The organism is Paenibacillus sp. NEAU-GSW1, from assembly GCF_009737085.1.
Taxonomy (GTDB): domain Bacteria; phylum Bacillota; class Bacilli; order Paenibacillales; family Paenibacillaceae; genus Pristimantibacillus.
This window is the reverse complement of record NZ_WOVL01000001.1, coordinates 61,092-74,501: the sequence shown is the minus strand read 5'-3', so window position 1 is coordinate 74,501 and position 13,410 is coordinate 61,092. Positions and strand designations below refer to the sequence as shown.

Genomic DNA, 13,410 nt, shown 5'->3' with positions numbered 1-13,410 from the left:
ACAAGTACGAACAATCCTTTGTTATAATAAGTGGAAGAAAGCGAGGGATTCGCGTTGGCCGTCAATAAAGAAGAAGAGCTATACAAACCTATAAAAGCGTACTATGAGCAGCGCGGCTACACCGTCAAAAGCGAGGTGCTCCATTGCGATCTCGTCGCGATGCTGCCGGACGGTTCCGACGCGGTTATTGTCGAAATGAAAAAAACGTTCAATCTTGCCCTGCTGCTGCAAGGGATCGAACGTTTGCGAATAAATGATAACGTTGTGCTCGCCGTGGAACGCAACCGAAAAAAGAGCGGCGCGCACAATCAGCGCTTTAGCGATATTACCGAACTGTGCCGAATGCTCGGCATCGGCTTCATGACTGTCACATTCTTCAAAACGAAAGCTCCGGTCATCGAAATGCTGTGCGAACCCGGCGAAATGCCGCAGCGCGGTATCCGGCGCAAAAAGCAGGCACGGCTGCTCCAAGAGTTCCGTGAGCGCAGCGGCGACTACAATGTCGGAGGCAGCACGGGCCGCAAGCTCGTCACCGCTTACCGCGAGAAGGCGCTTCGCATCGCCTATGCGCTGCAGCGTAACGGCATGCTGTCTCCGAGCAAAATAACGGCAATAACCGGCTCCGCCAAGACGGGCGATATGCTGCGGAGCAATTATTACGGCTGGTTCGAGCGCGTCGAACGGGGCAAGTACCGGCTTCTTCCTAGCGGCAGCGCCGCCTTGGAGGAATACGCCGAAGTAATCGCCGAATGGGTCGCTGCTTTGCCCGAATAGAAGATTAACAGTAGACGCGTTGTTGCTTGAGCGCTTGCTCCTTTGCAATAGCGATCCTGACTCGCTATTTTACGAATCTATTTTCGCTGCTATCCTACATATTTGAGCTACCGACACGAACAACGAATCGAAATACGCTATTCAAGAATTTTCGTTCTCGAATAGCGTATTTCGGTTCGTTGTTCTATATTCCACATGTTTACTGCCATCAAATAACGAACTTACATTCGCTAATGAACGAAGCTGGTTCGTTATATTGAAGAAACAAAATTTTACCTGAGAAGAAAGCAAGCTAGCGCGCACCTAGCTGCGTGCCGTAAATTCACGAATCGCTTCCGCAAGCCGCTCAACGCCTTGCACCGTTCTAATTCCTTTATTATGCGTAAAGTTAAGCCGCATCGTATTTCGCTGCGGATCTTTGCCATAGAACGAGCTGCCCGGCACGAAGGCAACGCCTTTCGTAACCGCTGCTTTCAGCAGCGCTTCAGCATCCAAGCCTTCCGGAAGCTCCGCCCATAAAAACATGCCGCCCTTAGGCTCGATCCAGCTCAAGCCTTCAATAGCCTGCTCACGAAGCAGCTTTTGCATTTCATGCATCCGTTCGCCGTACGAGCTCGAAATGACTTTAATATGCTCATCTAACGGAAAATGCTTCAGCAGCTGGCTTAAAATTTGCTGATCCATCGAACTCGAATGAATATCAGCCGCTTGCTTTGCTTTCGCCATCATTTGAATGACGCGCTTGTCGCCGATCGCCCAGCCCGTGCGAAGCGCAGGAGCAACCGTTTTCGAGAATGTGCTCGTGTAGATGACCGCTCCGCTTTTGTTCTTCTCATCAAGCGCAAACATCGAAGGGTAAACCGCATTCTCATCATATTTGATATCGCCGTACGGATCGTCTTCAAGAATCGGCACGCCGTTTTGCACGCAAAGGTTCAAAATTTTAGTTCTCCGCTCCATGCTCCAAACATAGCCCGTCGGATTTCCGAACGTCGGCACCGCATACAGCAGCTTAGGCTTATGTTCCCGAATGAGACGCTCCGCATCCTCCGGGATCATGCCGTTCTCGTCGCTCTCCACCGCTACGATATTCAAGCCATACAGATCAAACACCTGAAGGCAAGCCAAATAGGTCGGCCGTTCAACCAGAACGGTATCGCCCGGTTCCGTCAGTACTTGCACAAGCAAGCTGATTGCCTGCTGCGATCCTGTCGTCAAAATCATTTCATCCGGCTGAACATGCATCCCTTTTTGCGCCATTCTTGCGCATAACTGCTCGCGGAGCGGCAAATAGCCTTCTGTCAATCCGTATTGCAAAGCGCCGGTTCCTTGCGAGAATAGCCTTTCCGCCGCTTCCTTTACCGCTTGAACCGGGAATAATTCCTCTGCCGGCAGTCCGCCTGCGAACGAAATCATATCCTTCCCTTGCGTCAGCTTCAAAATATCGCGAACTGCCGATGATTTGACGTCGGCAACGCGCGATGCAAAACGAAATTCCATAGCGCTGCTCCCCCTCATTTATAAATAGTACTCATTCTATTTATTTTAACAATGTGTTCACAACTTTTAAAGTTTTCTTTTTACGGTTCGTTGGGTATAATAAAAAGGATGAATGAGGAATTAATCGGAGGTGTCTGTGCAATGTCCATCACGACAATTACCGTTTTGACGGTGTTTGCTTTGTTCATTACCGCGATGTTAACAGCTTCTTATAACGACGACAAAACTAAAGGCCTCTAATTTTCATCGCCATTTGTCATTGTACAGCTCCAAGCATTTTTAACGGAGCAAGCGAATAACAAAAAGCTTCCCGCTCGAGAGCAGGAAGCTTTTTGTTTTATCATCACGCTATGAAAAAACTTCTACCCCAGGAGCCTCAAAGATGAGCGACCTCATTCAGCAGAAGTTTTTATCGCCAATCGAAAGGGTAAAAATTAACGGCGAAGCTGATTCATTTCGCCAATACATTGCCCGCACAAATAACGTTCTTTAAACTCGCGCACTTCATCCATTGATCCGCAAAATACGCATCTTGGACGGTAACGTTCCAAAATAATATGATCGCCTTGAACTAAAATCTCAACGGGATCTCCTTCATTCATCTGGTACCTTTTGCGAAGCGATTTAGGTAGAACTATACGGCCTAACTGGTCCACCTTCCGCACTACACCTGCTGGTTTCATCGTTTTCACCTCTTCTGTGTCTAGATTTGCAAGCTTACATTGAAACCTTTGCAATATAGCTTTCGATGGACTTTCAACAATTCCTCCCGTATCCATGCATAATCTTAATATCCTGCAATTATCGAAGCGAAGGGAACATATTTTGTCTTAACGCCTCATAAAGGACAATTGCCGCCGAATTCGATAAATTAAGCGAACGAACATCGCCTGTAATCGGAATCCGAATGCAATTTTCCAAATTCGCATCAATCAGTTCCTGAGGAAGTCCTTTCGTCTCTTTGCCAAATACGAAAAAATCGCCATCTTTATATTCGAAATCCGAATATGCTTTGGTCGCTCTCGTGCTTGCGTAAAAAAAACGTCCCGCAGGATTTAAATCTAGCACCTCTTGAAAAGAATCGTGATATTCGATATGAACCGCGTGCCAGTAGTCCAGCCCAGCCCGTTTTAACGTTTTGTCGTCTGTCTGAAAACCAAGCGGCCTTACAAGATGCAAATGCGCGCCCGTCGCTGCGCATGTTCTTGAAATATTGCCCGTGTTCGCTGGAATTTCCGGTTCTACAAGTACGATATGAAATGCCATTGTATTCCCACCTCTCATCTAGCCTATTATACATGAAAACAAATATTAACGCATGGAGACACAATTTTTACACATCGTTAACTTCATGTTAATACCAGCTTGAATGTCGCGCTGCATAATTAGAGCATCACTAGGATTTAAAGGAGAATTGCGCGATGAAGAAAAAAATATTAGTCGTCGATGACGAGCCCTCCATCTCCATGCTCATCGAATTCAACTTGAAGCTAGCCGGCTATGAAGTTCGTTGCGTAGGAGACGGCGAAGCGGTGTTTGATATGCTCAAGCCTTTTCGTCCTGATTTGATTGTCCTTGATCTGATGCTTCCGAAGATGGACGGTCTGCAAGTATGCCGCGAGCTTCGCAAATTGAACAATGCCGTTCCAATTGTCATGTTGACCGCACTTCAGGACGTAACCGATAAAATAGCCGGACTCGACAACGGCGCTGACGACTATATGACGAAACCATTTAGCCCGCAGGAACTTATCTCGCGCATCCAAGCGATCTTCCGCCGCCTACAGTCGCTTCCTGGTCAAACCGAAACGACCGGGTTCGACATCGGACGTCTGACCGTCCGCCCTGAGCAGCGTGAAGTGATGGTGGACGGCAAGGACATTGAGTTGACGCCAAAAGAATTCGAGCTGCTTGTATTCCTCTGCAAGCACAAAGGGAAAGTACTCAGCCGGCAGCAGCTGCTTCACGGCGTTTGGGATTATCATTTTCTTGGCGATACTCGCATCGTTGATGTTCACATTAGCCATCTGCGCGATAAAATCGAGAAGAACGCCCGTATGCCCGAGTATATTATGACCGTCCGCAATGTTGGGTATAAGCTGCTCGGACCGAGCGTTGATGCTTCGTCGTATGCGTAGATCAGGCATATACATGTCGCTTTTCCGACACTACAAGAAAGGTTGGACTTCCAGCCGCTGTTGTTTTCGGATTTCTTGATTTACTATTATCGCAGTTGAAATCCGAAAACAAAGGCCGGACGCTACCGCTCATCCAGCTCAACCATTCCCTCCGTGTCTTGTCGACATAATTAGCTCTGAATTCGAAACGCTCCGCTCACCCTCGCATACCTGCCCTGCCACCAGCAAAAAACAACATCAAAAACCGCTCGGTCCTCATTGGACCGAGCGGTTTTTGGTAAGAACAATAGATTAGCCGTTCCGTTTTTGGAAGTCAGCCATAAATTCAGCGAGAGCTTTACAGCTTTCAAGAGGAACTGCGTTGTAAGTCGATGCGCGAAGGCCGCCTACGTCACGATGTCCTTTCAAGCCGACAAAGCCTTGCTGCTCCGACTCTTTAATGAATTGCTTTTCCAGCTCTTCACTGTGAATGCGGAACGTAATGTTCATTGTCGAACGGCTTCCAGGCTGTGCGCAGCCGATATAGAAGCCGCCGCTTTGATCGATTTGATCATAGATCAGCTTCGTTTTGTCACGGTTGAATTGCTCCATATGAGCAACCCCGCCTTTAGCTTGGATCCATTTCAGCACAAGGTTAACCATGTAAACCGAGAAGGATGGCGGCGTATTGTAAAGCGAACTGTTTTTCGCATGTGTATCATAACGGAAAATAGCAGGAATCGATTTCGGGCTTTCAGCCACCAGATCGTCACGAATAATGACGACAGTAACACCGGATGGTCCAAGATTTTTTTGTGCGCCGGCATAAATCATGCCGAATTGGCTAACATCAACTGGTCGGGCCAAAATGTCGCTCGACATATCGGCAATGACCGGCACGCTGCCGCCAATTGTCGGATACTCGGCAAATTGCGTTCCGCCGATCGTTTCGTTCGAAGTCAGGTGAAGATAAGCAGCGTTGTCCGGCACAACGATTTCATTTTGGCTCGGCATGCGCATAAAATTATCATTTTCTGTCGAAGCTGCAACTACAGTTTCACCGATAAGTTTCGCTTCTTTGATCGCTTTGTCAGCCCAGTTGCCTGTCATGACATAAGCGCCAGGACGACCTTCGCGGAGGAAGTTCATCGGGATCATTGCAAATTGTTGACTAGCTCCGCCTTGCAGGAAAAGAACTTTATAATTGTCGGGAATTCCGAACAATTCACGCATCAGCGCCTGCGTCTCATTATTAACGTTCTCATAAAGGGCGCTACGGTGCGACATTTCCATAATGGACATGCCCGCGCCACCATACTCAACAAACTGCTCTTGCGCTTGCTGCAGTACTTCGAGCGGCAAAGCGGCCGGTCCTGCATTGAAGTTAAATGCTCGTTTCATCTCCGTTACCCACCTTTTTTCATTTTGCTTAACATGATATCGCTAATGATATCAATTTTACGCGTAACCATCAAGTCCATTTACACTTTTTTATCAACAAAAAGTCGAACACTTTATATTAAATCGCACTGGAATATTCGGATTCTCTAATAGGAAGCACAAAAAAAGAGCCCCCAAAGGGGCTCTCTTTAAAGCGATTAGCAGCCGAAGTACAGGCTGTACTCGTGTGGATGAATGCGGATCGAAACTGCTTTAGCTTCGCTGCGTTTGAATGCAACGTAGTTTTCGATGAATTCTTTCGTGAAGACGCCGCCTTCAGTCAAGAACTCGTAGTCAGCTTCCAGAGCGTCAAGCGCTTCGTCCAGTGTACCTGGAACGCTGCGGATTTCTTTCTTCTCTTCTTCTGGCAGTTCGTAAATGTTTTTGTCGAATGGACCGTAGCCAAGAGCAACTGGATCCAGTTTGCGTTTAACGCCGTCCAGACCAGCAAGCAGCATAGCTGCGAATGCCAAGTAAGGGTTAGCAGTGGAGTCCGGAGTACGGAACTCGATACGGCAGCCTTTAGGTGTTACCGAAGCGATTGGAATACGAACTGCTGCGGAACGGTTGCCTTTCGAGAATACCAGGTTAACCGGCGCTTCGTAACCAGGCACAAGACGTTTGAACGAGTTCGTGCTTGGGTTAGTCAAAGCGATCAACGCTGGAGCATGGTGCAAGATACCGCCGATGTAGTGCATAGCGAGCGGGCTCAGGTTGCCGTAAGCGCCTTTTTCATAGAACAAAGGAGTGTCGCCGTTGAAGATGGAGGAGTGAACGTGCATACCGGAACCATTGTCACCGAACAGCGGTTTAGGCATGAATGTTGCAACTTTTCCGTATTGGCGAGCTGTGTTGTGAACAATATATTTGTAGAGCATCAGGTTGTCAGCCGTTTTAGTCAGCGTGCTGAAACGGAAGTTGATTTCCGCTTGACCTGCAGTTGCTACTTCATGGTGATGACGTTCAACGCGAAGGCCAACTTCTTGCATCAGACGAACCATTTCGGAACGGATGTCTTGTTGTTGATCAACTGGAGCTACTGGAACGTAGCCGCCTTTTACAGGTACTTTAAAGCCCAGGTTGCCGCCTTCTTCTTTGCGGTTCGTGTTCCAGCCTGCTTCTTCGGAGTCTACGAAGAAAGAAGAGGAGTTCATTGTGCTTTCGTAGCGAACTTCGTCGAAAATGAAGAATTCGGATTCAGGCGCGAAGTATGCGTCTGTACCAATACCTGTTGTTTGCAAATATTCTTCGGCTTTTTGAGCGATGCTGCGCGGGTCGCGCTCATAGCGTTGGCCGTCTGGTGTATGAATGTTACACATAATGTTCAGCGTAGGATGATCAGTAAAAGGATCGATGAATACGGATTCCGTATCAGGCATCATCACCATGTCGGACTCTTCGATACCGCGGAAACCAGGGATCGACGAACCGTCGAATGCTACACCGTTAACGAAAGTGTCGCTGTCGACTTCTGTCGAAGGAAGAGTGATGTGGTGCGCGTGGCCGGAAAGGCTCACGAAACGGAAATCTACGAACTGAATGTTGTTTTCTTTGATTTGGTCCAAAACTTTTTGAACTGACATCTTAAAATTTCCTCCATTTCCGAACATTTGCTTAGTGTTGAACAATAATTGTTCAATTTTCGTTCCAAACTATGAGGTAATTATAAAACTCCGTATTAATAGCGTCAATAGCTATGTCAGGTATTTTTTATTCAGATGTAAGCTATACTTACAGGTTTAAACATTTGTTCACAATTGCACCTTTTTAAGTTCAAAAAAGCCTCAGATCCCTTGACATTCAAGGAACTGAGGCTCTATTAGATCATTTGATCGACTATACTTTCCACTCCAGAAAAGCATCCGCCGGCGCTTTCGGCGTATCAAATTGCTTGCCTACGAGCGGAGCCAACTTCTCTAAATCTTTTAACAAATTGGCGAATTGGTCCGGGAACAGCGATTGTACGCCATCTCCGGTCATCGAATTGTCCGGATCGGTATGCATTTCAACGATAAGTCCGTTTGCGCCTGCGGCAACGGAAGCTTTCGACATCGGCTCGACAAGCTCGCGGCGTCCGGTTCCATGGCTCGGATCCGAGATAACCGGCAGGTGGCTCAAGCTCTGAAGAACAGGAATAGCTGACAAGTCCAGCGTGTTGCGCGTATAAGTTTCGAATGTTCGGATTCCCCGCTCGCAGAGCATAACGTTCGGGTTACCGCCGGCAAGAATATATTCGGCTGCGTTTAGGAATTCGTCGTAAGTTGAGCTAAAGCCGCGTTTGAGCAATACCGGCGTTTGGATCGTGCCAAGCTTGCGAAGCAAGTCGAAATTTTGCATATTGCGCGTGCCTACCTGAAGGATATCGGCGTACTCGGCGCACACATCGACATATTCCGGCGTCATTACTTCTGTAATCGTCAGCAGCCCGTGTTTCTTGCCCGCTTCCGCCATCATGACCAAACCTTCTACACCGACGCCTTGGAAGCTGTATGGCCCGGTGCGCGGCTTAAAAGCGCCGCCGCGAAGCACTTGGCCGCCGGCCGCTTTAACCAGGCGGGCAATCTCGTCGATCTGCTCAGGCGTTTCAACGGCGCATGGTCCGCCCATAATGACTAGGTTGCTGCCGCCGATTTTAACGCCTTTAATATCGATAACCGTGTCGTCCGGATGGAAATCGCGACTCGCCAGCTTGTAGGACTTCGAAATTTTAATAACATTCTCTACGCCTTTCATCTGGCGAAGATGCTCTGCTAACGTCGGCTCGGCTTTGCCGATAATGCCGATGACTGTGCGGTCCGTTCCTCTGGACACATGCGGCTGTACGCCGGATTTCTCGATATAGTTAACAATTTCCTGAATGCGCTCTTCAGTAATGCTTGGATTAGTAATTACGATCATATCGAATCTCTCCTTTTCCACTTCAACGCTTATACGCTTTTAAGCTTTTATGCTTTGTGGCTTTTATGCTTTTACTCGCTAAAGTTACTATACATGATGGGCAGGCAAATCGTCAAGCATCTTTTTGCGATAAGTTGTTGCGATGCCCAGTTGGGGAAAGCCAGTTTCGTGCTTACAACTGCTCCTTTCGAGCAATTAGTCGCGACTCGCATTCTGTAAGGACAGATATGGCCTTACGCTTACGATCCAACGTTACTTTTGCGACTGTAAAGCCAGTTTCGTGCTTACAACTGCTGCTTTCGAGCAATTAGTCGCGACTCGCATTCTGTAAGGACAGATATGGCCTTACACTTACGATCCAACGTTACTTTTGCGACTGTAAAGCCAGTTTCGCGCTTACAACTGCTCCTTTCGAGCAATTAGTCGCGACTCGCATTCTGTAAGGCCAGATATGGCCTTACGCTTACGATCCAACGTTACTTTAACGACTGTAAAGCCAGTTTCGTGCTTACAACTGCTCCTTTCGAGCAACTAGTCGCGACTCGCATTCTGTAAGGCCAGATATGGCCTTACGCTTACAAACCAACATTACTTTAGCGACTGTAAAGCCAGTTTCGCGCTTACAACTGCTCCTTTCGAGCAACTAGTCGCGACTCGCATTCTGTAAGGCCAGATATGGCCTTACGCTTACGATCCAACGTTACTTTAGCGACTGTAAAGCCAGTTTCGTGCTTACAACTGCTCCTTTCGAGAAATTAGTCGCGACTCGCATTCTGTTAAGCCAGATATGGCCTTACGCTTACGATCCAACGTTACTTTAGCGACTGTAAAGCCAGTTTCGCGCTTACAACTGCTCCTTTCGAGCAACTAGTCGCGACTCGCATTCTGTAAGGCCAGATATGGCCTTACGCTTACGATCCAACATTACTTTAGCGACTGTAAAGCCAGTTTCGCGCTTACAACTGCTCCTTTCGAGCAACTAGTCGCGACTCGCATTCTGTAAGGACAAATATGGCCTTACACTTACAATCCAACATTACTTTAGCGACTGTAAAGCCAGTTTCGTGCTTACAACTGCTCCTTTCGAGCAATTAGTCGCGACTCGCATTCTGTTAAGCCAGATATGGCCTTACGCTTACGATCCAACGTTACTTTAGCGACTGTAAAGCCAGTTTCGTGCTTACAACTGCTCCTTTCGAGCAACTAGTCGCGACTCGCATTCTGTAAGGACAGATATGGCCTTACACTTACGATCCAACGTTACTTTAACGACTGTAAAGCCAGTTTCGTGCTTACAACTGCTCCTTTCGAGCAACTAGTCGCGACTGTAAGGTAAGTTATGAAGTCTATGGAATGCAGTATATGATAGAGGACGGCAGGGACGGACACAAAATAAAAGAGCAACAGGAATGCTGAACCAGCATCCTTGTTGCTCTACCCGTTACTTAGCCGCCGATTTTTCTTTAATGTTCGGCAACAGCTTAGCCATATTGACCGTACGCTTAATTTCCCACGTTGCCGGATCGGCGTGGTCATACTGCTCCAAATAAGCGACAACTTCCTTTGTGATCGGCGTTGGCGTCGAAGCCCCGGAGGTTACGGCTACGCGGTCAACGCCCGCAAGCCACTCCTGCTGGATCTCCGATACGTCCGATACGCGGTAAGCTTTAACGCCGGCAATCTCCTCCGACACTTGCGCCAGCCGGTTGGAGTTGTTGCTGCGCGGATCGCCGACAACGATGCAAAGCTGTGCTTGGCCCGCCTGCTCCGCCACCGCTTCCTGCCTTACTTGCGTTGCAAGGCAGATTTCATTATGAATTTCCGCTTTCGGGAACTTCTCCAGCAGCTTCGCCATAATGACGCGAATGTCCCATTGCGACATTGTCGTCTGATTCGTAATGATAATGCGGCCGTCCGGCACTTCCAACGCATCGATTTCTTCGGCGCGTTCAATAAGATGAACGCGGTCCGGCGCGACGCCGATAGCGCCCTCCGGCTCCGGATGCCCTTTTTTGCCGATATAGATAATGTGATAGTCTTCGGCTACTTTTTCTCGGATGAGATCATGCGTTTTCGTCACATCCGGGCAAGTCGCGTCAACGACAGTCAGACCTTTCTCGCGGGCGCGCTGCCGTACTTCAGGCGAAACGCCGTGAGCGGTAAATATAACTGTGCCCTTCTCGACCTGCTCCAATATTTCCAGGCGATTCTCGCCGTCCAGCGTAATGACGCCTTCCCGCTCGAACGCATCCGTGACATGCGAATTATGAACAATCATGCCCAAAATATAAATCGGCCGCGGCAAATCCAAGTTTTTAGCCGTCTGCAACGCGAGCACCATTGCATCTACAACGCCATAGCAATAGCCGCGCGGCGAAATTTTAACGATTTCCATTCGTTGCACCTGCTTTCTAGTGACCGTACTGCTGCTAATCTTCCGCTCGGTCCGTTACTTCCATTATAGTCGAACCGGCGGCTTCCGGAAAGTGCATAGGCAGCCACACGACAAAAACCGATCCTTCCCCTTCGCGTGTGGTCACTTCGATAGAACCGCGATGCTCATCAATGATCCATTTGGCGATTGAAAGGCCAAGCCCGGTTCCAAGCGTTTTTCCGCGAGATTCATCGGCCCGATAGAAGCGATCGAATATATGCGGCACTTCTTTCGGATTCATGCCGATCCCCGTATCTCGGATAACGACCCCAATTTGGTCTTCCGTCCGTTTTGCGCTCAGCTCGATATAGCCTTCCACCGTGTACTTGAACGCGTTCTCGATAAAAATAAACAGCAGCTGCTGCAAATAATCATGATTGCCGACGACATAAGCGCCTTCCAGCGCACTGAGATCGCCAACCCGCCATTCTCCCGCGCGCGGCAGAAGCTGCGCACGACGCGCCACTTCTTCCACCAGCGGCTGCACAGGCAGCGCGTCCTTCTCCATCGTATAGCCGGCATCCGCCCTCGCGAGCGACAGCAAGTCGTTAACGAGCGTCGACATGCGTCTCGCCTCGGCGGTAATGTCCTGCATCGCCTCATGCGATAGCTCCCAGCCTTGCGAATCAAGCGCCAGCACGATGCCGTCAGCCGCTTTCGGATCCAGCGATTTCGACCACATTTTCTCAAGCAGCTCCATGTTGCCGCGAATTGTCGTCAAAGGCGTGCGCAGCTCATGCGATGCGTCCGACACGAAGCGCCGTTGCGCCCGGTACGATTCATCCAAACTGTTATAAGCGGTCTCAAGCCTCGATAGCATAATATTAAGATTAAAGACGAGCCTGCCGATCTCATCCTTCGGCCCTTCCATCGGAATGCGCACGCTAAGATCGGAGCCGCTTTGAATTTTTTCCGTAGAGCGGATTACGCGTTCGATGGGAAGCAGCGCTTTCCGCGCAAGGAACAATCCAAAGGTAAAGGCAATTAATAATGCAGCCAAAGAGGAAAAGAACAAGATCGAGCGGAGACCGCCAAGAAACCGTTCCTCGCTGCCGACAAAAGCCCCGACCTGTGCAAGGCCAACCAACGAACCATCCGTATTCAAGTACAAAGGACGCTGGTAGATTAGAAACATATACTGATCGCCTTCTAAAGTGACTTTGACCTTTTTATAGCCATCTTTGAGATTGCTGGAAGCCTCCGGATAAGGAAATTTCAAACCGAACTGTTTCATGTTCCGATCCTGCACAATAACGCCTTCGCGGTAATTGATGATTTGCAAAAATAAATCCGGTTCATAAAATCCACCAACAGTGTTCAGATTAAACTCGTTGTACATATCCGAGCCATAAAATTTTAAGTTTTCCGCTTGTTTACGAAGCGCATTTTTAATATCGCCGTAAGTATTCATATTAACGAAAAAATAAATGGCGCAGCCAAACACGATCAACGTTGCAGCCAAAATGCCGGAATACCACATCGTCAGCCTAAGCCGAATCGTCACAACAATCAGCCCTCTCCGCGCAGCACATAGCCGGTGCCCCGCACCGTTTGGATGATTCGTTTCGTCCCGCCGTCCTCCAGCTTCTGGCGCAGCATCGCGATATAAACCTCGAGCACATTCGATTCTCCGCTGAAATCAAAGCCCCAAATTTTTTCCATAATGGAGTCTCGCGTCAATACGCGGCGCGGATTTTGCATAAACAGAAGCAGCAAATCGTATTCTTTAGCCGTCAGCTCAATTCTTCGTCCCGAGCGAATCGCCTCGCGAGAGTCTTGATCCAGAGCCAGATCCTCATACACAATTTTGCTGCCGGAATCTTCAATCTTGTCGGATTTGCGACGGAGCAGCGCGCGCACGCGCGCAAGCAGCTCTTCAAGCGCAAACGGCTTCACCAAATAATCATCCGCGCCGGCGTCCAGACCTTTCACCCGATCCGAAATATCGTCCTTAGCCGTCAGCATTAAGATCGGCACGGTGCTCCCGCCTTCGCGCACCCGCCTGCAAACTTCCCAGCCGTCCACATGCGGCATCATCACATCAAGAATAAGCAAATCCGGATCTGCCTTAAGCAACAGCTTAAGCCCTTCCGCGCCATTGTTCGCAGTCGTTACCTCGTATCCTTCAAAAGCCAAGCTTCTTCGCAAAAGCGATGTTATTTTGTCGTCATCATCTACAACGATAATTTGCGTCCTCATCCGACACCCCCGTCACTAGTCTATATCGGCATAAAACAAGCGCAGAGC

General features: G+C 48.8%; 11 protein-coding genes. 2 read left to right on the top strand and 9 right to left on the bottom strand.

Going from position 1 to position 13,410, the window contains the following annotated elements; all coding sequences use genetic code 11:
• The first annotated feature begins 30 nt into the window (after positions 1-30).
• On the top strand, positions 31-774 hold the full coding sequence (locus GOM71_RS00320; protein ID WP_367649403.1) for a DUF2161 domain-containing phosphodiesterase: 744 nt from the start codon (positions 31-33) through the stop codon (positions 772-774).
• A 303-nt stretch (positions 775-1,077) separates the two neighbouring features.
• Here the strand turns inward: GOM71_RS00320 and GOM71_RS00315 are convergent, their stop codons facing one another.
• From GOM71_RS00315 to trmL, 3 genes are all read right to left on the bottom strand, one after another.
• The gene (locus GOM71_RS00315; RefSeq protein ID WP_156277209.1) at positions 1,078-2,274 is read right to left on the bottom strand and encodes an aminotransferase-like domain-containing protein; all 1,197 of its coding nucleotides are present in this window, start codon (positions 2,272-2,274) and stop codon (positions 1,078-1,080) included.
• A gap of 434 nt (positions 2,275-2,708) precedes the next feature.
• Entirely contained in the window at positions 2,709-2,957 is a 249-nt protein-coding gene (locus GOM71_RS00310) for an AbrB/MazE/SpoVT family DNA-binding domain-containing protein (protein WP_156277207.1), read from the bottom strand.
• Between the two features lie 118 nt (positions 2,958-3,075).
• A complete protein-coding gene (trmL, locus tag GOM71_RS00305; RefSeq protein ID WP_156277205.1) occupies positions 3,076-3,540 on the bottom strand; it encodes a tRNA (uridine(34)/cytosine(34)/5-carboxymethylaminomethyluridine(34)-2'-O)-methyltransferase TrmL in 465 nt (154 codons plus the stop codon).
• Positions 3,541-3,695: 155 nt separating this feature from the next.
• Between trmL and GOM71_RS00300 the strand changes: the two genes are divergently transcribed.
• The gene (locus GOM71_RS00300; RefSeq protein ID WP_156277202.1) at positions 3,696-4,412 is read left to right on the top strand and encodes a response regulator transcription factor; all 717 of its coding nucleotides are present in this window, start codon (positions 3,696-3,698) and stop codon (positions 4,410-4,412) included.
• A gap of 291 nt (positions 4,413-4,703) precedes the next feature.
• Here GOM71_RS00300 and serC read toward each other — a convergent pair whose 3' ends face one another.
• From serC to GOM71_RS00270, 6 genes are all read right to left on the bottom strand, one after another.
• Entirely contained in the window at positions 4,704-5,792 is a 1,089-nt protein-coding gene (serC, locus tag GOM71_RS00295) for a 3-phosphoserine/phosphohydroxythreonine transaminase (protein WP_156277201.1), read from the bottom strand.
• Between the two features lie 197 nt (positions 5,793-5,989).
• The gene (glnA, locus tag GOM71_RS00290) at positions 5,990-7,414 is read right to left on the bottom strand and encodes a type I glutamate--ammonia ligase (RefSeq protein WP_156277199.1); all 1,425 of its coding nucleotides are present in this window, start codon (positions 7,412-7,414) and stop codon (positions 5,990-5,992) included.
• A 253-nt stretch (positions 7,415-7,667) separates the two neighbouring features.
• On the bottom strand, positions 7,668-8,729 hold the full coding sequence (gene aroF / locus GOM71_RS00285) for a 3-deoxy-7-phosphoheptulonate synthase (RefSeq protein WP_156277197.1): 1,062 nt from the start codon (positions 8,727-8,729) through the stop codon (positions 7,668-7,670).
• A 1,441-nt stretch (positions 8,730-10,170) separates the two neighbouring features.
• A complete protein-coding gene (locus tag GOM71_RS00280; protein WP_156277195.1) occupies positions 10,171-11,124 on the bottom strand; it encodes a 4-hydroxy-3-methylbut-2-enyl diphosphate reductase in 954 nt (317 codons plus the stop codon).
• Between the two features lie 34 nt (positions 11,125-11,158).
• Positions 11,159-12,667 carry a sensor histidine kinase gene (locus GOM71_RS00275; protein WP_367649402.1) on the bottom strand — a complete coding sequence of 503 codons (1,509 nt, stop codon included), beginning with the start codon at positions 12,665-12,667 and terminating at the stop codon, positions 11,159-11,161.
• A gap of 5 nt (positions 12,668-12,672) precedes the next feature.
• Positions 12,673-13,362, bottom strand: a complete 690-nt coding sequence (locus GOM71_RS00270) for a response regulator transcription factor (RefSeq protein ID WP_156277193.1) — start codon at positions 13,360-13,362, stop codon at positions 12,673-12,675.
• Between the last annotated feature and the right edge of the window lie 48 nt (positions 13,363-13,410).